Consider the following 21746-nt stretch of genomic DNA (forward strand, 5'->3'; position numbering starts at 1 on the left):
AGGCATCTGCATCATGATTGTGCAATGCAGCAAGCAGGGTGTGCCGCGTGGCGAATGACAGGATCAGGGTGCTCGCGGTCGCTTCGGGCGGGGGGCACTGGGAACAGCTGATGCTACTGCGCCCGACGCTGGCGCATTACGATATCCGGTTTGCCACCACCGAACCAGCGGTCGCACTCCAGCACGGGGTCAGCGAAGTCGACAGCCTGCCCGACTGCAACCAGAACAAGCCGCTGCAATCGGCGCTGTGTGCAGTGAAGGCGCTTGCCATCGTCCTGCGCCGCCGCCCGCAGGTGATCCTCTCGACCGGTGCTGCCCCCGGGTTCTTCTGCATCCTTGCCGGCCGGCTGACGGGTGCGCGCACGCTGTGGATCGATTCGGTCGCCAATGGCGAGGAGCTGTCGATGTGCGGCAAGCTCTCCAAACGCTTCGCGCATGAATGCTGGACGCAGTGGGAACACCTCGCCGGCGAGGATCGCCCGCGCTATTTCGGAGCGGTGCTGTGATCATCGTCACCGTGGGCATGCAGCTGGGATTCGACCGGCTGATCGCGGCGATGGATGCGCTCGCCCCCGATCTCGGGATGCCGGTGATCGCCCAGACCGGCAAGGGCACCTATGCCCCGCGCAATATGGATGCGCGCGAAAAGATCGCGCCGGCCGAATTCGAGGCGCTGGTCGCAGACGCGCGGCTGATCGTCTCGCATGCCGGGATCGGCACCGTGCTGACCGCGGCGCGCTGTGGCAAGCCGATCCTGCTGATGCCGCGCCGCGCGGATCTGGGCGAACACCGCAATGATCACCAGCGTGCGACGGTGGGCAAGCTTGCCGGGCGGCCGGGCATCGTCGTGGCGGCCGACGAAAGCGAACTGGGCCCGCGGATCGCCGAAGGCCTCGCGCTCAAGGATTGGACCGCGGTGCGGTCGGCCACCGCGCACAAGCTGCATACCGCGCTTGCCGCCTTCATCGAAGGCCGCGCGTTCTGATCCTCGCGGTTATGCGGGTAATGGTGAAACGCCTGGCAAGCCTAACGCGATTTTAAGGGCTTTCCTGCCATCTGTCCGGCACCAGACCGGAAACCAGACCTGCATGAACGCTCCTTTCGATTCGACCGCCGTGCTTGGGCACAAGGCCGCGGCCCACCCTGCCCCCGATCATCAGGTCGCGGTGATCGGGCTTGGCTATATCGGTCTGCCGACCGCGGCCCTGCTCGCCTCCTATGGCTGGAGCGTGTGCGGCGTCGATGTGTCGCAGTCGGTTGTCGATACGGTCAACGCTGGCGGCGTCCATATCGAGGAACGCGATCTCGACCGCCTGGTGCATGACGCGATCACCGCGCAAACGCTGGTCGCATCGACCGAGGTTCCCACCGCCAGCTTTTACATGATCGCGGTGCCCACTCCGCTGGGCGCGGACAATGCCCCCGACATCACTTATGTCGAGGCCGCCGCCCGCGCGATCGCGCCGAAAATCCTGCCCGGCGCCTGCGTCATCATCGAAAGCACATCGCCCGTCGGCACCACCGAAAAGGTGGCCGCGATCATCAGCGCGCTACGCCCCGATCTCGTCGTGCCGCATGACGGCATGGACGATGAGGACGATGCCGACATCGCGCTCGCCTATTGCCCCGAACGCGTCTTGCCGGGCCGGATCGTCAACGAACTGGTTCACAACGACCGCGTCATCGGCGGTGTGACGCCAGCCTGCGCCGAACGGGCCGCGGTGCTCTACACCAGCTTCGTCAAGGGCGACTGCCTCTACACGACTGCGCGCGTTGCCGAGACGGTCAAGCTGGTCGAAAACAGCTTCCGCGACGTCAACATCGCCTTCGCCAACGAATTGTCGATGATTGCCGATGTGATCGGCGTGGATGTGTGGGAGGTGATCCGCCTCGCCAACCGCCACCCGCGGGTCAACATCCTCCAGCCCGGCCCCGGTGTGGGCGGACATTGCATCGCGGTCGACCCGTGGTTTCTCGTCGCCGGTGCGCCTTCTGCCGCGCGGCTGGTGCGAACCGCGCGCGAAGTCAACGATCACAAGGCGGTGCACACCCAGAACAAGGTGCGCGCACTGCTCGAAGCCGCGCCCGAGGGGAAGGTTGCTCTGCTCGGCCTCGCCTTCAAACCCGACATCGACGATTTCCGCGAAAGCCCGGCGCTCGAAATCGCGCACGGGCTTGCCCACACGCACGGCGACCGGATCCTGATCGTCGAGCCCTTTACCGACGAACTGCCCGGCGCCTTCGACGGCACCGGCGCTGCATTGGTGACGCTTGACGCAGGGCTGCGGCAGGCGGAGATTGTCGTGGTGCTGGTCGATCACACCGCCTTCAAGCATCTTGCGCCGCAAGACCTTGCCGGCAAGCTGGTGTTCGACACGCGAGGCATGTTGCGAAGGTGATCGACGTGAGAAATGCTGCAGGTGCGAAGCCGCGCATCATGGTCACTTTCGGCACCCGCCCCGAAGCGATCAAGATGTTCCCGGTGATCTTCGCCCTGCGCGAAACCGGCCTGTTCGACGTGCAAGTGGTCGTCACCGCCCAACACCGCGAATTGCTCGATTCCGTTCTCGCTCTTGCCGGCCTCAGACCCGATCTAGACCTCGATCTGATGCTTCCAGACCAGTCGCTGGATGGCCTTTCCGCCCGCATTCTTACGCGCTTCGGGGAGGCTTTGGATCGCCTACAGCCCGACCGGGTGCTGGTGCATGGCGATACGCTGACCACGATGATGGCAAGCCTTGCCTGCTATTTCCGCCGGATCCCCGTCGGTCACGTCGAAGCGGGCCTGCGCAGCGGCGATATTTATTCGCCTTGGCCCGAAGAGGTGAACCGCAAGGTAACGGGGGTCATCGCCGATCTGCATTTTGCCCCGACCCCGACGGCCGCGGATGCCTTGCGCGCTGAAAACGTTGCCGAAGGTTCCATACACATTACCGGCAACACAGTGATTGATGCCCTACTTTTCGCGCAGGCCAAAATCGCCGCCGATCCGTCCAGCGCGCCGGTGATCGCACCGCTGCGCGAGCGGTTTGCGGGCAAACGCATTATCGCGGTGACGGCCCACCGGCGGGAGAATTTCGGCCTGGGAATGGCGCAGATAGCTTCGGCTTTACAACAGCTTGCCGATCTGGATGATGTGGCGATCATCTATCCGGTGCACCCCAATCCCAACGTCGGCGGCGTGATGCGGACGGCACTGGCCGGCAAAGACAATATCGCACTGATCAACCCATTGGACTATCTCGATTTTGTCGCAATGATGGCCACCAGCGAGCTTGTCCTCACTGATTCCGGCGGGATCCAGGAAGAGGCGCCCAGCCTTGGCAAACCCGTGCTGGTGATGCGCGACACCACTGAAAGGCCGGAAGGCGTTGCTGCCGGAACGGCACGGCTGGTGGGAACCGATATCGATGTAATCATTGCGGAAACCCGGCGCCTTCTGGAGAAACCAGCCGACTATGCAGCCATGGCGCGCGCGCATAACCCCTATGGTGATGGCACTGCAGCGCAAAAGATCGCAGCCATTCTGGCCGCTTCAATATAGGGCCCGCCGCCAGTCATGGTCGCGCGCGCACCAGCCGCACGTAGGTCACCGCAGCGGCTATGACGGCGAGGCTAGCCCCGGTATCGATGATCCAGTTGAGCTTGAGTGCGCCATAAAGAAGCGCGTCGATGAGGTGCAATGATGTGATGCGCAGCACGACCAGACAGACCATGGCTAAAGCTGCCAGCATGCTGATAAAGACCATGTAATTGCGCCGTCCGCGCAATGTCTTAACCCATCTGTAGACCAGAAAGCCGCCCACCCCGGCGCCGATGACGAGCAACCCTGCGGCGATGGGGGCCTGCAGATCGCGCCGCTCGCGGTAGTTGCCCGAAGCCCGCATCGCGCTGCGCAAACTGTCGCGCAAGACATCTTCGACCGCAAAAATCCGGGCGAGCATGAGGAGCGCAAAAAGTGCAGCGACAAGCATCCACGTTCTGCGGTGCGCCGGCAGCTGCCGAAATCTGCCCACGGTCGAGGCGGCCCACAGACAGGCGGCCGCGACGATCACATAGAGAATGCTCGCAAGATAACTGATCGTCGAGACGGTGCCGGTCATTGTCTGGCCTTGATTGCAGTGGGGTTCGTGCGACTGCCAGCCGCCTTCGACCGGCTGCGTCACACGACGCCACCCGATGGCTCAACCCCGCAGCCCGGCGCAAGCATTCTTGCCGTAGAGCTGAGCGATAATCTTCGAAACGGCAATGATCGCGGCCGCGAACAGCGCGTGCCGGGGACGCTGTCGCTGCCTTGTCGCACGCCTCCTGACAATGCGGCAAACCGCTGGATACCAGCGGGGGCGGCAAACGCAATCCTGTTGCAACGCAGTATCCCAGCGTCTAAGCACCCGACGCTAAGACAAAGGGATCGATGGGCTATATGAGAACCACTCTGACGCGGAACGCTTCGGTAGCAGCAATCGCGATGATCATGCTGTCGGCATGCTCATCGAGCCCCGAACCTGTCGCAGGTGCGAGCGTAATCCAGCCGCGTGCAGATCTTGGGCAGGCCGATTTTTCCTATCAGCGCCCCACCACTTACATGTTGCGTCCGGCCGACAAGATTTCGATCAGCGTTTTCCGGGAACCGGAATTCTCGATCGCGTCGATCCAGATCGGAGTTGAAGGCAATGTCTCGGTGCCGATGCTGGGCTCGATCCCCGCTGCCGGCATGACGACCAAGCAGTTCGAGCAGGATGTCACCCGTCGCTTGGCGGCAGCGGGCCTCAAGACGCCCTTGGTTACGGTCAATATCGCTGAATATGCCTCGCATCAGGTGACGGTCGAAGGCGCGGTTGAAGAGCCGGGCGTGTTCACCTTCCAGCCCGGAGCGCGCCTGTCATCGGCAATGGCGATGGCGCAAGGCTTCAAGCGGACCGCCAAGCTCGATCAGGTCGCGGTTTTCCGCGAAAGCCCTGAGGGCATCATGATTGCCAAGTTCGATTATGCGCAGGTGCGTCAGGGTACGATGCTCGACCCTGTATTGCAGCCGGGCGACCGCGTGGTCGTCGGGACTGACGGGCTTTCGGTATTCTGGGAAGACCTGCTCAAGGCTCTCCCTGTCTTTGGCGTATTTGCAGTGGCTGGACTGCGATAACTGACATGACCAGCGAAAATCCGATTACCGGTGCGCCTATTCCCGATCGTCGCAACGATTGGCTTGATGCTTACACGGCTGAAACCCAAATGGGCACCGTCCAACCGACCCCGCAATTATTCGATTTCGACGCGATCCGCGGGATCATCTATCGCCAACGTTGGCTGTTTGTCGCCGCTGTAGGCGTATCGGTGCTTGTCGGAGTCGTGATCACACTCCTGTCAACGCCGATTTATCAGGCCGATGCAAAGGTAAGCATCAAGCCCTATGGCCAATCTGTCGTCGAGGGTCAGGATGTAAATCAGGGTTTCAATCCCAATCAGATCTTCGATTACCTCGCAACCCAGACCGAGATTATCAAGAGCCGTAAGCTTGCCGAAGCGGTCGTTGATGAACTCAATCTCGATACGCGCTCGGATCTGCTCGGGAAGGATATCGACGAGGGCCGCGCGCCCGGCATGACCGATGAGAAGTGGCGCAAGGCAAAGCGCGACATTGCAGCTTCGATGCTACTTGACGGGGTGGTCGCAGAAGTTCCCACTGAGAACTGGATCATCACGATCGGCTATCAATCGGAAAGCCCGATGCTCGCGGCCGAGATCGCTAATGCATACGCCGATGTATTCGTCCGCACGGGTTCGAACAAGTCGATCGAAAGCAACAATTACGCGGTCGAATATTTGAAGACTCAGATTGACGAAACGCGCGCCCGTTTGAGCGACGCCGAGCAGAATGCCAATGTCTATGCCCGCAACAATGGCATCATTCTTCAGCCGTCGACGGGTGAACCCGGTTCCGAACCTGCCACGCTGACCGCCAGCAACCTTTCGAGCATTAACGCGCGTGTTGCCAATGCGCGTGCGATTCGGATTGAGGCCGAACAGCGCTGGCGTGCACTTCAGGCTCTTCCGGCATCGCAGTTGCCTGAAGTGCAGTCTAACCCTGCATTGCAGACAACACTCGCAGATCGTGCGGCCAAACAGGCGCAGCTTGTTGAATTGCGGCAGCGCTATAACGACGATTTCCCGCAAATTCAGACGCTCCTTTCCCAGATTGCGCTGCTCGATGCGCAGATCGGTCGGTCCAGTTCGGACATCAAGGCCACCGTTCGGAACCAGTTCCTCGTCGCGCAGCGTCAGGAGCAGGCGCTCGAGGCGGAACTGGCGGGTCTGACCGGCGATCGCTTGGTGGAACAGGACCAGCAGGTCGAACTCGGTGTTCTTGAGCGCGAAGCTCAGGCGTTGCGCGATCAGCTTAAATCGCTGCTTGATCGGTACAACCAACTTAACAGCGCCGCCTCGTTTGATTCAGGGATGATTACGAAAATCGATTCAGCTATGGTCCCTGGCGATCCATTCTCGCCCAACTTTCTCAAAAACATTGGCCTTGCATTGGTTCTTGGGATCGCGCTTGGTGCGGTGCTTGCGATGCTTCGCGAGACCCTTGATGATCGCATCCGGTCGCTCGACGACGTAGAAGAAAAACTTGGTCTTTCGTTACTCGGACATACGCCATATGTCGAAGATCGCAGCATGGCCTTGCCGGGCACGGATCGCTTCAGCGCGCTGATGGAGGCCTATTCGTCGATCCGCGCAGCGATCGATTTCAGCCTGCCGCGTAATCGGAACGTGATCCAGTTGACCAGTAGCCGCGCCGGCGAAGGCAAAAGTACGACGTCGGTGATCCTTGCCGAGCTGTTTGCAAGCCTCGGCCGCCGTACGCTGCTCGTCGACGCCGATTTGCGCCGCCCGTCGGTTGCCATGCTGCTCGATATCGAGCGCCCTAAGGTTGGCGTCGTCGAAGTGGTGCTCGGCCATGTTTCGCTTGACGAAGCGGTGGTCAAGGGCGTCCACGAAAACCTCGACATCCTTCCTGTGGGAGAGGTCCCGCGTAATCCGACCGAAATTCTCGCGTCGCGTGAAATGCGCGAATTCATCGAGCGGGTGCGCAGTGAATATTCACTGGTGATATTCGACTCCTGCCCGGTCATGGGTCTGGCTGATGCTCCGACGCTGGCGCATCTCGTCGATGGCACCGTGTTCGTGCTTGAAGCAAACAAGTTGCCCTTCGGTCAGGCACGCACCGCCGTGCGCCGCCTCACGGTTGCCGGTGGCCAGGTGATCGGTGCCGTGCTGACTAAATACCGTGCGCTGCAGGCAGGCCAGTCCTACAATTATCAGTACGGCTATTATGAATATGGAAGCGACAAGTAGGGAGGCCTTCTGCGTCCCCTCCTCGTCATCGTGTTCTGCATAGGCTAACATGCGGCTTCCGCGCACAGTGCCTTTGCCCGACATTCCAATTACCGCTGGACGGTAGCACTGACAATGTACGAGATGCATCCCTTCACGGTTATCATCCCTGCGCACAACGAAGAGGCCGTCATCGGTCGTTGCCTCAAACGTATTCAGGACGGCGCGCCAGCGGGGGCTATGGAGATCATCGTGGCAGCCAATGGCTGTACGGATCGAACTGTTGAAGTTGCACATGCGGCTGGCATTAATATTGTCGTCCTCGATCTTCCGACGGGGTCGAAGACCGCAGCGATCAATGCAGCAAATGGCGCTGCGACCCACTTCCCGAGAATATATGTCGATGCCGATGTGGAGTGCGGTTTTGCGTCTCTCAATGCGCTCGCACAGGCGCTGCGAGAGCCCGGGGTGATGACCGCTGCGCCATCGATCAGGATGAACCTCGACCGCTGCAATATTTTCATGAAGGCGTATTACCGGGCCTGGTCACGGCAGCCATACGCCAAGGCAGGCAAGGGCGGCGCAGGGATCTACGGATTGTCTGCTGCGGCTTTGGAAGCAGTTGGCTCCTTCCCTCCAATCATCGGTGATGACATCTGGATCCACACGCGTTTTCCGGACGAACAGAAGCGCTATATCGCGCAAGACGAAAGGGGTCAGAAAGTGTTTTCGGTTGTCTACCCTCCTCGCACGGCGCGCGAACAGATTAGGGTCGAAGCGCGGCGCCGGATTGGCAACCAAGAGGTTCAAAACCTGTATCCGAGTGCGTATTTAGCCAACGCCAATAACGGCGGAGGATGGAAAGCAGCGCTGATCAGCGGGACCGGGGCGTTCGATCTCATGGTCTTTCTGACTATTAAAATCGCTGCGAGGTCGCTGGCGCACTGGAACAGGAAACGTGGCAAAGCTGCCGCGTGGGCGCGCGACATGTCGACTCGGCAAGCAGCCTGAACGTTCGAGTCAAACTATGAACGAGCCATTGCCTCCTCCCGACGTCAGCATACTGATCGTCGCTTATAACTCGCAGGCGATCATCGCGGATTGCCTCGGGTCGATCGCACAGGCGTGTGCGCGGCATAGTTACGAGGTGCTGCTGATAGATAATGGCACCGGAGCCACAGCTTATCTCGTCGCGACGCACTTCCCCCAGGTCAAAATTGTTGCCAGCCGTGGCAATGTCGGCTTCGCGGCAGGCAACAATCTCCTCGCAGATGAGGCCAAGGGTCGGCACCTGCTGCTGCTCAACCCCGACGTCGTGCTTAAGCCCCAAGCAATCGATATTCTGATGGACGCGACCGCCACTTATCCGGAAACCTCGGCGTGGGGCGGCGTTACTCTCGACAAGCATAATCAGCCCGACTTCGGAAACACATTGGGGTTCCCGTCCTTGCGAGAAATGGCGACCCGCATTCTGCTGAGAACCAGTCAGGAAGCGCCCACTCGGCTGTCGTTCGATCATGACGCCGAAGTGCCGGTCCTAAGCGGGAGTTTTGCAATGTTTACCCGCAGCGCATGGGACGAAGTCGGCGGGTTGGATGATCGTTATTTTCTGTACTGTGAGGAAGTGGATCTCTTCTACCGGCTGGCGAAAGCCGGGCATCGGTTCAGACGCATCGCAAGATCGCGCGCCAACCATGACGTTGGGCATGGTGACGGAACCTCTCCGCATCGCGAGCTGTATCTTAGCGCGGGCATTATGCAGTTTACCCGGCTCCACTGGTCCAGGCCGGAAAGCCTTGTTGCCTTCTTCCTTATCTGGGCCGCGTCGCTGGTGCGGCTTACCGCGGGGATGACGATGGGATGCGCGAGCCCCAACTTCGCTAATGTTGCCGCGCGGTATCGACTGGTCGCCACCCGGCCTAACCACTGGCGTCACGGTTACGATCCCGCGCGCGGACTAATGGCAAAGCTTCGTCGCTGAAACCGCAATGCGCGGACAGCGCGCGAATTACATGAGCGGCGGAGCAGATGTCCGCCGCGTGGCAGGCATGGGGACCCTACGACGCTGAGCAGACGGCACACGCATCGAGCCGAGACTTACCGTCAAGCCGAGCAGCATGAAGTACCAAACCAGCGGCGCCATCCACAGCGAGACCGAGTTCACTCCAAGGGCGAACACGGCAAGCGAGATCGTAACGCCGCGTAACAGTCGGCCATCGTGAAAGGCCAAACTACGCGACCGTACGGCGATCATCACCAGCGCAATCAACGTCGCGCCAAGGAGAAAAACTGTTTCCGGAATGCCGAAGCGCAGCGCCATGATAAGCCAAAAGTGATCGAATGAGCCCGAATGCATCCAGTCAGGCCGGTCCCAATCAGAGTAGCCGATTCCGAAAAAGGGGTGCTGCGCGATATTGTCGGTGCCGAATTCCCAGATCAGCACGCGGTTATACGCTGTAGCCGTATCTAGGGACGCATAGCGTATAAGCAGACCATAAAAACCTGTATTGCTGGTCAGCTCCACAGCGATATAGAGAATGGCAGAGAAAGTCAGAAAAATCTGCCAAGTCAGGTTCTTGATTCGCTCGGTCAGCCAATCATAGATCGACAGCGCACCGCCCACAACAAGAGCGAGCATCGCCGCCGAGCTCATCGAGAAGACCCCAAACACAGACGACACCATGCCAAGGTATTTCGGCCAGCCGCGCAAGCCGGAAAACCAGTAAAGCGGCAAAAGGCTGCCAAGGAAAATGCCTGCAAGGATCGGGTGCGGAAAGGAGGCCATGCCACGCATGAAGCCGAGCCGAACATCCCGGCGCGTAGGATAGGGCTGCCCCGTTAGCAGGCCAGCAATGCGCTGAACGATCAGTTGATGGCTGATGGCTTCGGCAAGAACCATAGCGCCCATAAAGGCGGCTCCTGGCGCACACAGCACCAGAAACCGGCGCAGGTCGTTCGGGGTCCGCACCCCAACCCTGGCCGTAAAATAGGCGAGGCCGATGTCAACTGTGTGTGAACCGCCCATCACAAGCGCAGTGCCCACTGAGCCGCTGTTCATGTAGGACGCAAGCCAGATCCACAACGTGCCAAGACCGATGAAGAAGTCAGGCACGGTCCACCTGAGTTCCTTTCGCAGACCGGCGAACACCAGATAAAGAGAGCCGACGATCAGGAATATCCGAAAGGGTGAAAGGTAGACGTCGCCGAGGGTGACGTTGAATTGGGGCGGCACCAGCAGGAGGTAGAAAAGAATAATTGCCAAGTATGTCCGCCCGGCATCCGAGCGAGCGACCAGCGTCGAAGCCAGATAGGCTCCGCGCGGAAGCGCAGTTGGGCGAAGGACGTTGCTTCCGCTCATAAATTTCCTCGGTCCAACAATTTCGAATTAAACACCTCGATAGCACCGCCACCTGCCGCTTTCCACCCATAGATGGCAGTTGCAGCGATGCGCGACTTTGTTCGGCAATGCACTGCTTCACCATCGATTTTTTGTTGACGGTCAAAATGGCATTGTAAGGGAGCGAAAGTGGTCGGGTGCGGCTTAAAAGTTTGGATCAACATGATCTGCTGGGGAATCGGACAGAAGTAACGGTCAAGCCGCCGTCAATTAGGGTTTGGCTTGCGAGGGACAAAATCTGAAACACCGGGTAAACTAGGCAGGTGTTGGCGACATTGAGAGCACCATTGCAATGCGATGGCTAGGCTGCTGCTGCTCCAAATCGCGCCAGCACAGCACGCTTGGCTGCCTCAGGAACCTGAATCCAGCATAGCACCAGCAGGGGAATACAGACTGCAGTCGCCAGCGTTAGAGCGGACAGCCAACCATCAATCCACTGAGCGGCCAACAAGGCCACGCCAATCCCACAGGCTGGCCCAATCAACCGACCTAAGGTGGCTTGATCGGTAAAACCCGCCTTGACGAAAAGTACGACACAATCAAGAGTGGTTCGCAAAGTAAAAGCTAGCGCGATCCCGGCGAGGCCAATCGTCAGGCCCAAACCGAACAGCATCGCCAGATAGACCGGCAATTCTGCTAGATGCATAATCCCGGTAAAGCGAGAATTACCACTCGCCTGAATCAGAGTGAAGGGCACATAAGCTAGCGCGTTTGTCCAGAAACCGATGATGATGATCTGACCGATCAAGACCGACCGCGGATCAAGATCATCCCCCAACCAGAGCTGCAAAAGAGGTCCGGCGAGACAGATTAGGCCCACGACCATAAACGCATATAGCTGGCCGATAACTACGACGGATACCTTGCCGAGCGCCAGCGATTGCTCCGGGGTCTGCGATGCTAACCGGGGGAAGAGCACCTGCGCAACTGACCCCGGCAGCATGGCCGTCCGCGAAGCGATCTGAAACGGTACGGAATAGGCGACCACTGCGGCTGCACTAACCGCCGCGCCGATCACAAGGCGGTCGGACATGATCATTAATGGGCCGACAATTGCAGTCACCATAATCCAAGATCCATAGGTGAACAAGCTACGCAACTGCTGGAGCGATGCGACAAGGCGCTGACCCAAAAGGAAATTGCGCCACATACTGGTCATTATCAGGATCAGTGATGCAAGGCGGCCGAGCACCGATGCCCCGAGTAGCCAGCTAAGGTCAGTCAAATGGAGCGCTGCCACCAAAAGCGGCAGCAACTGGGACAGCAGATTCCCCACCACTGTCGCGAACGACACTGTACCAAACCGTTCTAACGATATAACAGCCCCTGACGACACGCCCGTAAACAGGATAATTGGCACGCACATCGCGAAAAGCCACGACGCTGCCAGCGCCTCCACCCGCAACGCTTCGTCCGCCTCGAAGAAGGATCCGAAGAAAACTCTGGCCGCAATAAAAACCACCACGCCGCCCAGCACCGCAATACCCGCCGCCCCTACCAGCGCCGACCACACAATGCCGGCCCGCACGGCAGATTCTTCCTTATTCGAAGACAGCCGGTGCGTTATTGCCCGACCAAGCCCAAAGTCTACGTGCCCAAAATAGCCGAGCAACACGAAACCAACCAACAACGCTCCATAACGATCCGTGCCGATAAGTGAGATATAGAGCGGTATCGTCAGGATGCTGGTCAGAACACCGACCACTGTCGGCAACAGATTCACAACGGAATTTTTTACAAGTTTCACAGCCTGATCGCCTTTCGCGGTACTACGCCCCGCCATCGTGGGCTGGGAAGCCTTGGATCGTTGCGAACCTTGATGCACCTCGATCTTGCGTAAATCAGAATTCTTCGGTTTATGGAAGCTGGAACGTGCTGCAACGCAGCATCGCGTTTGTTCGACTGCAACAGGTCCGCCTTCTCCGAAGGAAATTGCCGCAAGGAGTGCGCGATCCGTATGGGTAATACGGTTTAAAAAACTGATCTATAAACTCAGCACAAACCGCGAGCAACACCGTAAGGCCGCTCGACGTCGACGGCCAAACATTAACGATGGAAACGAGTATGTTCGACGAGAATGCGCCCCCTCGCGCAATAGATTTTGAACTTGGCGACGACCTCGAAATCATTGATCGCTGCCCAATGTGTCAATCGCGGGATTGCTTTGTGGCCGCTGACCGTGTCACCGATCTCAATTATGGACGGGACGACGGGCTGTTCACGTTCATGCGCTGTAACGCGTGCAGGAGCCTCTGGCTGCGCGAACGGCCGGTCGGCGCACGGCTAGGGCGTGCCTACGCGGGCTATTACACTCATGCCGATCCCGACACTGGCGCTGGCTCGCGTTCTCTTAAATACATAATCCGCAACGCCTATATCCGCTCACGATACGGGCGCGGTCCGGGTGCGGTGGCACGGGCGATGTCTATCGTGGCGCGACTAACGAACAAGAACTTTCAGGGCATCGACCGGCTTTACCGCTTTGCGCCCAAAGCGCCTGCGAAGGTGCTTGACTATGGCTGCGGCAGCGGAGCCTATCTTCTGCTCCTGCGGCCGCTGGGTCATGAATTGCAGGGCCTCGAATATGATCCGCAGCTGATTGACGGCCTTTCGAAACATGGCATTCCGGTCGGCAACGTTGCGCAGATCGACGAACAGCGATGGCACGAGGAATTCGATCACATCTCGCTCGCACATGTGCTGGAGCACGTACCGGATCCCCACGCATTGCTGGCGAGGTTGTTTCGTTGGCTAAAGCCCGGCGGCACCTTATTCGTGGAATTGCCCAACGGAGGATCGCGCGGGCTGGACATTTTTGGCCGACAATGGCGTTGCCTTGAAACGCCCCGCCACTTCGTGATTCCGAGCCGTCAGGCGATGGTCGATGCACTCCTCACGACAGGCTTCGTTAGGCCAATGCAATATGTCGATCCGACCATCCGCGCCGTGATGTGGCGCAATTCGCTGGCGTCATGCGGGGGTGAAGAGCAGCTCGCAGCAGCAGCAGCAGTGGCCGCGGCGGGCGCAGAAACCTGCGAGGATACTGAATATCTTACCTTTGTCGCGACCAAACCGGAGGCGCAGTAAAATGGCAAAGCGTTCCTATGTCTCTCAAAGGATTCCGCCGCAGATCAAGTCAATGCTGCGGCAGTTCAGGGAGGCGATTACCCCGCCGCCAATCGATGAGACAGCACTGTGTGATTATCAGGTCGAACCTGAGCATAACGAGCGCCCGCGCGTCACCTCGGTGTTGCAATTCATGACGAAAGGGTCCGACTTCGGTGGAGCTGCAACCGGAATTGACATCTTTTCGCGCCTTGCGATGGCCTTGCGGCAGAACAGCAACGCTGATGCACGTGTGATTATTACCAATGCAGGCCCAAACTCGGATCCCTCTATTGTTACCAAATATGCAGCGAAAGCGGGGTTGGACATCCGCCCTGAACAGGTCCAGCTCGTCGTGTCTGCAGGCGACACGATCGAAGTTCGCCCACGTGAGATATTTATTACCCAAATTTGGTGGAACATGCTCAATTTTGGCCGAATACGGCATATTCAGGCAGACCTGTTCAATGCCCCGCCCATGCCGTTGATCCGACTTGCCCAGGATTACGAACCGGGCTGGCTGGAATTTTCGTCAGCACACATGCTTGCACGTGGCGCCTATGATCATACCGGGCCCCTGTGGACCATCATTAACAGCGGTAGTCTCGCACGTTACATTGACGTAATGGCCCACAGCTTCGACCGCCGCTATGTGTTCGAACCGGTGATTGTGGAGGCGCTGCGGCCTTATCTTAATCGCGCGGGCGCGTCCAAGCGACTCAAGCGGGTGCTGGTCTACGGCCGCCCTAGCGTCGCCCGTAATTGCTTCGGCGCGCTTGTACGGGGCCTGAAAGCTTGGGCGCGCGATTATCCGGAATTCGCCGATTGGGAGATCGTCTCAGCGGGCGAGCCGCATGAGCCGGTACCGCTGGGCGATGGACGCAAGCTGACCTCGATCGGCAAGTTGTCGTTGGAGGACTATGCCGAAATGTTGCTGGGAAGTTCGGTGGGCGTGAGCCTTATGGCCTCCCCTCACCCGAGCTACCCTCCGCTTGAAATGGCACATTTCGGTCTGAATACCGTGACCAACAGTTATCTCTGCAAGGATTTGGCGAACTTCCACCCGAACATCATTTCGATCTCGTCGATCACGGACGGCGAACTGGCATCGGCTATTGCTGAGGCCTGTCGCCGTACCCCAGGAGCCGCGCCCGAAGCGATCAATCCGACCTACATCCGGACGGAAACGTATCCATTTTTGCACGACTTAGCACGCGATCTCTGCGAAGTGTTTGCGCCGGTCGCCAAGTCCTAGAAGGCATTGGCATCAGTCGCGACCCTGTCCCGCCAGCAGCCGGCGGAACGTTCCCGCGAAGCTGCGCAAGATTTCCTTCGCGCCGAGCATGCGGGCATTGCGCCCGAGCGCAAGATTGATGAAGCGCGGGCGCTCGCGTCCGGACAGCATCATCGCGGCGAGCCGCGGCAGGACCATGCCTTTGCGTCTCGCCTGGAAGGGCTGCATGTGGTTGAGCGATCGAAGGCTGAGCGGTTCGCTGGCGATGGCACCGCTGGTGATAGCCTCGCCAACGATAGCCTCACCCCGAAGCGTGCGCGTCAACATGATGCTGCGCCCTTCCCGCTCGTCGAACAGCGGGTTACCATCCGCGTCGCAATACCATCCATCGGCACATACGATGTCGGCGAACTCGCCGACCCCGTCGGGACAGATTTTGCAACGGAATTGCAGGTGGCGGTTGAGGATGCGCCCCCAACTGGTATCGTAATCCATGGTGAAGGCCGTGCCGTCATCCAGACGTGCGGTGGCAAAGCCCGGCCAGCCATCGCCGCGATAGCGGAACGATGCCACCCGGCTCTCGTCTTGGACGCCCATCGCCGTCAATAATGCCGAAGTGCCGCCATAGCTGGGCACGCCCGCGCACATGAATGCGATCATCACCGGCACCTTCTGGTTCACGCGCGGGTCGCGCCGCGCCAACTGGCGCAGTCCGGCAACATCGCAGGGCTTGCCGACGAAAGCGAACCTGCCGGGTGCATCGAGCCGCGCGCCAATATCGGCTAGTGGCGAGGACGGGGCATAGCGCGAACCGGCCGCATGGAACACGTCGTCGCGCCCCGTGCTGATTACCATCGCATTGCGCACGGGCGAATCCTGCGCAACAGCGGTCTGCACGACATAGTCGATTGCGCCGCTCGCAAGCAGGTGGACGAGAATACCCGACAGGCCGCCGCCTGACGAAGCGTTGCGGCGCAGCTCTTCGTCGGTACTCCATCCGAGCCGGGCTTCGACCAACGGTCCCCAGACCGGATGATAATCCGCGCCCACAGTGGTTGCATCGTGACGGATATTAGCACCGGGACACACTGCGTCGATCGTTTCGGCCAATGCGGGAGGGATCGGATCGACAGCGTTGGGACGCATATACCCTTCGGACGAGACCTCCATCACGATCGGTGATGTGCCGTGCCCTGCAATGCCCGCACATAGCCCGCAGCCTGCACAGAGTCCGTTATTCTTGATCGTTTCGATATCAAACATGACGTGCAGCCGCTTCGGCGATGATTGCGTCGAGAGCAGTGCGATAGCTCCCTAGCCGCCGTTGTGCTTCGGCATTGGCGGCAATAGCCTGCTCACGAATTGCCGGCAGATCAGCAAGCGCGGCATCGAAGCGCGTCATCACTGCCGCATTGTCCTCGCATGTCAGATCCGCATTCCAGCCGTAACCGAGCGAGTTGAAAAGCCCGCTGAATTTGCGACTGTACCCAAGCGGCACCACCGCGGTTCCGGACGAAATCGCTGCGATGGTCGCGTGCATTCGGCTTCCCGCAAAAAGATCGAGCCCCGCAATGTAGCTCTTTGCCTGCGAAGGCCCGGAGAATCGCGGCGGCAAGACCGCAGCGGGATAACGCCCGTACAGTTCCTCGGCGAGTGCGTAATCGTCCTCATAGGGCGTCGAGGCCGCCAGAACGTGAGGCACAAGATGCAATTCGGCCCGCGGTTCGCGCGCGATGCGATCAACCAGCGCGTCGATCAGCGCGGGGTAATCGACCGTCAGCTTGATCCTGTCACCGGTCGCCAGATCGCGGCGGTATAGCAGCGCCGAAACATTGAGGCCGACCTTGATCGGCCCCGATGCCAGATCGCGCGCGTCCTTGCCCTGCGCAGGCGTGAAAGGCAGCGCGAAGGCGACATCGGTGGTGAGCGCGGAACGGTGCCCCATGCCAAGCTCTTCCAGCACCTTGAACGATGTCTCGTCGCGGGCGAACACCGTCTGCGCCATGTTCATCACGCCCACTGCTGCATGGCGAGCGACAGATGTGTGGAACGGACCGATCGTCTGCGGACTGAGGATCAGCGGCCCGCGGCTGCGCTGGGCGGCGATCTTCGAACCAATAATCAGCCAGAACCGCCGCGCGGCGTAAATGTCAGAGAAACTGTCGCCGCCGCCGATATCGAACACCACATCGCACTGGCGCAGCGTCCGGTGCAGGCTGGAAGCAGGATTGGCCAGCGCCTTGTAGCCGATATTCTCGAAATGGTTCTCGTAGGCGATTTCGTGGCTGTAATCGAAGGCGCCGCGCACGCCCATCAGATGAAACACCGGCCGCCGGCCCACCTTTTCCGTTGCCGCCGCGATCAGATTGGCATTGGCCACACTGAGTGCACCGACGCCGAGGTTCTCGGACAGGCACGAATGCCACAGCAAACCGATATGTAATGGAAGAGCGTCTGTCATGTCAGGCACCGCGCGCTGCGATCAACGAACTTACAAAGACAAGCGCCAGCCGTTCGCTGGTGTGAACTGCATCGGGGAACAGGGCACCGAAGAATATCCGTCCGATCATCTTCGTGCCATCGAGCCTCATTGCCGCACCGCGCTCATCGACGCGCCGGGTAACCCCGACATAGAAGCGCATGCGGGGGATCGGATCGGGCAGCCAGTGCAGGAACGGAGAGGCCGAATGGGGATCGATCGGGAACCAGTAATTCGGCGTTTGGACGTAATAGGCCTTGCCGACACGGCGGATCTCATTGGCGAAGTCGAACATATTGGCATAGCTGCCGACGTGCTCGACGACCGAATTCGAATGGACGAGATCAAAACTGCCGTCCGCGTATTGCGGCATGTTGCAAGCGTTGCCTGCAACGTTGGTGAACCGCAGCCCCGCGGCCACGTGTTCTGAAAAGAGGGCCAACTCGTCGCCGTAATTGAGAAGCGTGACGTGGACTTTCTCGCGCAGTTGTGGCGCGAGCATATTCCAGTATTCGGCCCGCCCCCCGACATCCAGGATGGTGATCGTCTCGCGCCCTGCAAGCAATGTCTCGATCAGGCGGTTGATCGCCGCGAAGCGCGTTATTCGGAAATGGCGCTGCATCGTGGTGAACCACTTGCCTTCGTTGCGGCGGGTGGGCCGGGGAGTGTCTGCGGTCATGCCTCTCGCCTCTTATTGAATGCGCGCAGCAAGCGGACGCCACCAGTTTTCGTTGTCGAGATACCAGCGCAAGGTCTGGCGCAGACCTTCCTCGAAACCGCGCTCGGGCGCATAGGCGAGTTCGGCGCGCGCCTTGGTCTCGTCAATGGCGTAGCGACGGTCATGGCCGGCACGGTCGGTGACGAAGCTCTTGAGGCTGCTCGTCGCCTCGCCCTTGGCCGCAGGCGCATCGGGGTAGCGCGCGGCAAGGCCGTCCACCTCGGCAAAAGCCCGGTCGACTTCGGCGCAGATCGTGTCGATAACCTCCATATTAGGCAGTTCAGCGCCGCCTCCGATATTGTAGGTTTCACCGGGCCGGCCCTTAGCGAGACAGGCTTCGATCCCGCGGCAGTGATCCTCGACATGGAGCCAATCGCGCACGTTCATGCCGTCGCCGTATATCGGCAGGCTGCGCCCGTGGAGCGCGTTCAGCAGAAACAGCGGGATCAGCTTTTCGGGATATTGGTAGGGCCCGTAATTGTTCGAACAATTGCTGGTCGTCACGTCTAACCCAAAGGTATGGTGATAGGCACGGACTAGGTGATCGGAAGCTGCTTTCGACGCCGAATAGGGTGAATTGGGGGCATAAGGCGTCGTTTCGCTGAAAGCCGGATCGTTCGGCCCGAGCGAACCGAAAACTTCGTCGGTGGAGATATGGTGGAAGCGGTGAGCAACCCCGGTGCCCGCCAACCACACCGTGCGCGCGGCTTTCAGCAGGCTGTTGGTGCCAAGGATATTGGTGTCGATAAAGGCGTCCGGTCCGACAATCGAACGATCGACATGGCTTTCTGCAGCGAAATGCACCAGCGTGTCGATCGCGTGATCACGCAACAGACCTTCAACCAGTTCGGTGTCGCGGATATCGCCTTCCACCAGCTCGGCCTTGGCGCCACCAAGGGTCGAGCGATTGCCAGCATAGGTCAGCGCATCGAGCACCACGACCAAGTCATCCGGGTGCCTGGCATTCCAATAATGCACGAAATTGCCGCCGATGAAGCCGGCCCCGCCGGTAACTAGCAGATTAGCCAAGCTTAGCCTCCTCAATCAGCATCAGGCGCAGATGTTCGCGCCATGGAACCACACGGTCGCCCAACAGCGCGCGCGTCGCGCTGCAATCGAGCAACGAGAATGCGGGCCGGCGCGCAGGTGTGGGATAATCGGCAGTCGAAATCGGGTTGATCACCGGAACCTGCTTGATCAGCCCCAGCGCGTGCCCCTCCTCGGCGATAGCGAGCGCAAATTCGTGCCAGCTGATGGCGCCGTCATCGCTGTGGTGGAAGATGCCGGTGGCCTGATTTTCGATCAGCGCCCAGATCGTGCGCGCAAGGCCGGTCCCCCATGTCGGTGACCCGATCTGGTCATTCACCACGCCGATCTCGCCGCGCTCGTTCATCAGCCGGATCATGGTGCGCACGAAATTGGCCCCGCCCGCTTCGTAAACCCACGCCGTGCGGACCAGCAGATCTTCGGGCCGCAACGCGTCCTCGCCCGCAGCCTTGGTGCGCCCGTACACCGATTGCGGATTGCGCGCATCGCCGGGCGCATAGGGCGTGGCCGCGCTGCCATCGAACACGTAATCGGTCGACACGTGCACCACCTTGCCGCCCGACTGGCCCATCGCCTCGACCATGATTGCGACCGCGTCAGCGTTGATCGCACGCGCAAGATCGGCGTCGTTTTCGGCCTTGTCGACGGCAGTGTAAGCGGCGGTATTGATTATCAGGTCTGGGGCCTCAACCACCAACCGCGCCCGCAACATCGCGCTGTCGGTGAGGTCGACATCCTCGATGTCGATCGCATTCACCCCGGCCCATGCGGGCGCATTGCGCTGCAGTGCCCCGCCAAGCTGGCCGTTGGCACCAGTGATCAGAACCCTCATGCAAACACCTTCACATCCGCAAGCGAAAGCCCGCGCGCGTCCTTTTCCGAAATCAGCGGATCGAGCCCGATCAGGGGCCAGTCGATCCCCACAGCGGGGTCACCCCATGCCAATGTGTGCTCCGACTGCGGCGCATAGGGCGCGGTGCATTTGTAGAGAAAGTCGGTGTCGTCCTCGAGGGTCAGAAACCCATGCGCGAAGCCTTCGGGCACCCAGAGCATCCGCTTGTTGGCCGCGCTCAGTTCTACCCCGACCCATTGCCCGAATGTCGGCGACGACCCACGCAAGTCGACAGCGACGTCGAACACCGCCCCGCGGGCCACCCGCACCAGCTTGCCCTGCGGGCCGGGATTTTGAAAATGCAGCCCGCGCAAAACACCTTTCTGCGATCGGCTGTGATTGTCCTGAACGAAGTTCAGGTTCAACCCGGCATTGGCGAAGGCCTCCGCATTCCAGGTTTCCATGAAGAACCCGCGTGCATCGCCGAACACGCGCGGCTCGATGATCAGCACGCCGGAAAGCGTGGTTTCGATAATATTCACGGTCGCATCGGACTTTCGAGCAGCTTCAGCAGATATTCCCCATAACCCGATTTTCTCAGTGGCTCGGCAATCTCACGCAGGCGGTCGGACGTGATGAAGCCCTGACGCCAGGCAATCTCCTCAGGGCAACAGATCTTGAGACCCTGCCGCTCCTCGGTGATGCGGACATAGGCAGCCGCGTCGAGCAGCGACGCATGGGTTCCGGTATCGAGCCAGGCAAAACCACGTCCCATGATTTCGACGGACATTTGGCCTTCGTCGAGATAAAGCCGGTTGAGATCGGTGATCTCAAGCTCACCGCGCGGCGAAGGGGCAAGGTCGCGCGCACGGTCAGCTACGGTTTCATCGTAGAAATATAGACCCGTTACTGCGTAATTCGACTTGGGGGTCATGGGCTTCTCCTCAATCGAGATTGCCTTGCCCGATGCGTCAAACTCGACCACGCCGAAGGCCTGCGGGTCCATCACGCGATAGGCGAACACAGACGCGCCGGTGGTGCGCGCGTTCGCGTTCCTCAAAAGTTCGGGCAGCCCGTGCCCGTAAAAGATGTTATCGCCGAGGATCAGCGCCGATGGCCCCCCGCGGATGAAATCGGCGCCAATGTGAAACGCCTGCGCCAGACCTTCAGGGCGTGGCTGGACGGCATAAGTCAGCGCGACGCCGAAATCCGAACCATCGCCCAGCACGCGTTCGAACTGGGCTGCGTCTTCGGGCGTGGTGATGATCAGGATCTCGCGGATGCCTGCCAGCATCAGCGTGCTGAGCGGATAGTAGATCATCGGTTTGTCGAAGATCGGCATCAGCTGCTTGGAGACACCGCGCGTCAACGGATAGAGGCGCGTGCCCGATCCTCCTGCAAGGATTATGCCGCGTCTGGCTGCTTGCGCTGTCATGGCGTTGATCCACCTGCCCGAAAATGAAACTGTCGCCCCGGGCGGCGCATTGCAGGATGGCCGCTGCGGGTCAATCGCAAAACGCAGGAGAGTTCGTCAGCTGCGTGGGGTTGTGATTTGAGCGAAGTGTTGCAATGATTGTTAACTACGAGAGATAGATCTGGCCT

The 21746-nt window shown here is 59.9% G+C and carries 21 protein-coding genes; 10 read left to right on the plus strand and 11 right to left on the minus strand.

Annotation, left to right across the window (positions count from 1 at the left end; genetic code table 11):
• The first annotated feature begins 47 nt into the window (after positions 1-47).
• The 4 genes from A9D12_RS02770 to wecB all read left to right on the plus strand — a co-directional run bounded on the left by A9D12_RS02770 (position 48) and on the right by wecB (position 3544).
• The gene (locus A9D12_RS02770; RefSeq protein ID WP_068349577.1) at positions 48-506 is read left to right on the plus strand and encodes a glucuronosyltransferase; all 459 of its coding nucleotides are present in this window, start codon (positions 48-50) and stop codon (positions 504-506) included.
• Positions 507-523: 17 nt separating this feature from the next.
• Positions 524-985, plus strand: coding sequence for a glycosyltransferase (locus tag A9D12_RS02775; protein WP_231889678.1), 462 nt, complete (start codon positions 524-526; stop codon positions 983-985).
• Between the two features lie 103 nt (positions 986-1088).
• A complete protein-coding gene (gene wecC, locus A9D12_RS02780; protein WP_082925353.1) occupies positions 1089-2399 on the plus strand; it encodes a UDP-N-acetyl-D-mannosamine dehydrogenase in 1311 nt (436 codons plus the stop codon).
• A 38-nt stretch (positions 2400-2437) separates the two neighbouring features.
• The gene (gene wecB, locus A9D12_RS02785; RefSeq protein WP_068353523.1) at positions 2438-3544 is read left to right on the plus strand and encodes a non-hydrolyzing UDP-N-acetylglucosamine 2-epimerase; all 1107 of its coding nucleotides are present in this window, start codon (positions 2438-2440) and stop codon (positions 3542-3544) included.
• Between the two features lie 13 nt (positions 3545-3557).
• Here the strand turns inward: wecB and A9D12_RS02790 are convergent, their stop codons facing one another.
• On the minus strand, positions 3558-4103 hold the full coding sequence (locus A9D12_RS02790; RefSeq protein ID WP_068349580.1) for a hypothetical protein: 546 nt from the start codon (positions 4101-4103) through the stop codon (positions 3558-3560).
• Positions 4104-4423: 320 nt separating this feature from the next.
• Between A9D12_RS02790 and A9D12_RS02795 the strand changes: the two genes are divergently transcribed.
• The 4 genes from A9D12_RS02795 (at position 4424) to A9D12_RS02810 (ending at position 9313) form a co-directional block, all read left to right on the plus strand.
• Positions 4424-5140, plus strand: coding sequence for a polysaccharide biosynthesis/export family protein (locus A9D12_RS02795; protein ID WP_231889679.1), 717 nt, complete (start codon positions 4424-4426; stop codon positions 5138-5140).
• 5 nt (positions 5141-5145) lie between these two features.
• The gene (locus A9D12_RS02800) at positions 5146-7353 is read left to right on the plus strand and encodes a GumC family protein (protein ID WP_068349585.1); all 2208 of its coding nucleotides are present in this window, start codon (positions 5146-5148) and stop codon (positions 7351-7353) included.
• A 114-nt stretch (positions 7354-7467) separates the two neighbouring features.
• Complete coding sequence (locus tag A9D12_RS02805) at positions 7468-8343, plus strand: glycosyltransferase family 2 protein (RefSeq protein WP_068349587.1); 876 nt, start codon at positions 7468-7470, stop codon at positions 8341-8343.
• A 16-nt stretch (positions 8344-8359) separates the two neighbouring features.
• Entirely contained in the window at positions 8360-9313 is a 954-nt protein-coding gene (locus A9D12_RS02810; protein WP_068349589.1) for a glycosyltransferase family 2 protein, read from the plus strand.
• Positions 9314-9340: 27 nt separating this feature from the next.
• On the opposite strand, the gene A9D12_RS02815 is transcribed toward A9D12_RS02810, so the two are convergent.
• The 3 genes from A9D12_RS02815 to A9D12_RS02820 form a co-directional block, all read right to left on the minus strand.
• The gene (locus A9D12_RS02815; protein WP_068349591.1) at positions 9341-10690 is read right to left on the minus strand and encodes an O-antigen ligase family protein; all 1350 of its coding nucleotides are present in this window, start codon (positions 10688-10690) and stop codon (positions 9341-9343) included.
• Complete coding sequence (locus A9D12_RS14830) at positions 10687-10893, minus strand: hypothetical protein (protein WP_197489860.1); 207 nt, start codon at positions 10891-10893, stop codon at positions 10687-10689. Before A9D12_RS14830 ends, A9D12_RS02815 begins: the two co-directional genes overlap by 4 nt.
• 137 nt (positions 10894-11030) lie before the next feature.
• Positions 11031-12476 carry an oligosaccharide flippase family protein gene (locus A9D12_RS02820; RefSeq protein WP_197489861.1) on the minus strand — a complete coding sequence of 482 codons (1446 nt, stop codon included), beginning with the start codon at positions 12474-12476 and terminating at the stop codon, positions 11031-11033.
• A 317-nt stretch (positions 12477-12793) separates the two neighbouring features.
• Between A9D12_RS02820 and A9D12_RS02825 the strand changes: the two genes are divergently transcribed.
• A complete protein-coding gene (locus A9D12_RS02825; protein WP_197489862.1) occupies positions 12794-13816 on the plus strand; it encodes a class I SAM-dependent methyltransferase in 1023 nt (340 codons plus the stop codon).
• A gap of 1 nt (position 13817) precedes the next feature.
• Positions 13818-15089 (plus strand): rhamnosyltransferase WsaF family glycosyltransferase, encoded by a 1272-nt coding sequence (locus A9D12_RS02830; protein ID WP_068349598.1) that lies wholly within the window; start codon positions 13818-13820, stop codon positions 15087-15089.
• 12 nt (positions 15090-15101) lie between these two features.
• Here A9D12_RS02830 and A9D12_RS02835 read toward each other — a convergent pair whose 3' ends face one another.
• From A9D12_RS02835 to rfbA, 7 genes are read right to left on the minus strand one after another with little or no spacing between them, the layout of a single operon-like run.
• Entirely contained in the window at positions 15102-16331 is a 1230-nt protein-coding gene (locus A9D12_RS02835) for a Coenzyme F420 hydrogenase/dehydrogenase, beta subunit C-terminal domain (protein ID WP_068349600.1), read from the minus strand.
• The gene (locus tag A9D12_RS02840; RefSeq protein WP_068349602.1) at positions 16324-17529 is read right to left on the minus strand and encodes a polysaccharide pyruvyl transferase family protein; all 1206 of its coding nucleotides are present in this window, start codon (positions 17527-17529) and stop codon (positions 16324-16326) included. The genes A9D12_RS02835 and A9D12_RS02840 overlap by 8 nt, the downstream gene beginning before the upstream one ends.
• A 1-nt stretch (position 17530) precedes the next feature.
• A complete protein-coding gene (locus tag A9D12_RS02845) occupies positions 17531-18226 on the minus strand; it encodes a methyltransferase domain-containing protein (RefSeq protein ID WP_082925357.1) in 696 nt (231 codons plus the stop codon).
• Positions 18227-18238: 12 nt separating this feature from the next.
• Positions 18239-19294 carry a dTDP-glucose 4,6-dehydratase gene (gene rfbB, locus A9D12_RS02850; protein ID WP_068349604.1) on the minus strand — a complete coding sequence of 352 codons (1056 nt, stop codon included), beginning with the start codon at positions 19292-19294 and terminating at the stop codon, positions 18239-18241.
• Positions 19287-20144, minus strand: coding sequence for a dTDP-4-dehydrorhamnose reductase (rfbD, locus tag A9D12_RS02855; protein WP_068349606.1), 858 nt, complete (start codon positions 20142-20144; stop codon positions 19287-19289). Before rfbD ends, rfbB begins: the two co-directional genes overlap by 8 nt.
• A complete protein-coding gene (gene rfbC, locus A9D12_RS02860) occupies positions 20141-20686 on the minus strand; it encodes a dTDP-4-dehydrorhamnose 3,5-epimerase (RefSeq protein ID WP_068349608.1) in 546 nt (181 codons plus the stop codon). Before rfbC ends, rfbD begins: the two co-directional genes overlap by 4 nt.
• Entirely contained in the window at positions 20683-21579 is an 897-nt protein-coding gene (rfbA, locus tag A9D12_RS02865; protein ID WP_068349610.1) for a glucose-1-phosphate thymidylyltransferase RfbA, read from the minus strand. The genes rfbC and rfbA overlap by 4 nt, the downstream gene beginning before the upstream one ends.
• Positions 21580-21746 lie beyond the last annotated feature (167 nt).

It is taken from the genome of Erythrobacter neustonensis (genome assembly GCF_001663175.1).
GTDB classification, from domain to species: domain Bacteria; phylum Pseudomonadota; class Alphaproteobacteria; order Sphingomonadales; family Sphingomonadaceae; genus Erythrobacter; species Erythrobacter neustonensis.

Coding starts and splice junctions, on each gene's coding strand:
- A9D12_RS02775 (WP_231889678.1), top strand. CDS start 524: ATGCAGCTGGGATTCGACCGGCTGATCGCGGCGATGGATGCGCTCGCC.
- wecC (WP_082925353.1), top strand. CDS start 1,089: ATGAACGCTCCTTTCGATTCGACCGCCGTGCTTGGGCACAAGGCCGCG.
- wecB (WP_068353523.1), top strand. CDS start 2,438: ATGGTCACTTTCGGCACCCGCCCCGAAGCGATCAAGATGTTCCCGGTG.
- A9D12_RS02790 (WP_068349580.1), bottom strand. CDS start 4,103: ATGACCGGCACCGTCTCGACGATCAGTTATCTTGCGAGCATTCTCTAT.
- A9D12_RS02795 (WP_231889679.1), top strand. CDS start 4,424: ATGAGAACCACTCTGACGCGGAACGCTTCGGTAGCAGCAATCGCGATG.
- A9D12_RS02800 (WP_068349585.1), top strand. CDS start 5,146: ATGACCAGCGAAAATCCGATTACCGGTGCGCCTATTCCCGATCGTCGC.
- A9D12_RS02805 (WP_068349587.1), top strand. CDS start 7,468: ATGTACGAGATGCATCCCTTCACGGTTATCATCCCTGCGCACAACGAA.
- A9D12_RS02810 (WP_068349589.1), top strand. CDS start 8,360: ATGAACGAGCCATTGCCTCCTCCCGACGTCAGCATACTGATCGTCGCT.
- A9D12_RS02815 (WP_068349591.1), bottom strand. CDS start 10,690: ATGAGCGGAAGCAACGTCCTTCGCCCAACTGCGCTTCCGCGCGGAGCC.
- A9D12_RS14830 (WP_197489860.1), bottom strand. CDS start 10,893: ATGTTGATCCAAACTTTTAAGCCGCACCCGACCACTTTCGCTCCCTTA.
- A9D12_RS02825 (WP_197489862.1), top strand. CDS start 12,794: ATGTTCGACGAGAATGCGCCCCCTCGCGCAATAGATTTTGAACTTGGC.
- A9D12_RS02830 (WP_068349598.1), top strand. CDS start 13,818: ATGGCAAAGCGTTCCTATGTCTCTCAAAGGATTCCGCCGCAGATCAAG.
- A9D12_RS02835 (WP_068349600.1), bottom strand. CDS start 16,331: ATGTTTGATATCGAAACGATCAAGAATAACGGACTCTGTGCAGGCTGC.
- A9D12_RS02840 (WP_068349602.1), bottom strand. CDS start 17,529: ATGACAGACGCTCTTCCATTACATATCGGTTTGCTGTGGCATTCGTGC.
- A9D12_RS02845 (WP_082925357.1), bottom strand. CDS start 18,226: ATGACCGCAGACACTCCCCGGCCCACCCGCCGCAACGAAGGCAAGTGG.
- rfbD (WP_068349606.1), bottom strand. CDS start 20,144: ATGAGGGTTCTGATCACTGGTGCCAACGGCCAGCTTGGCGGGGCACTG.
- rfbA (WP_068349610.1), bottom strand. CDS start 21,579: ATGACAGCGCAAGCAGCCAGACGCGGCATAATCCTTGCAGGAGGATCG.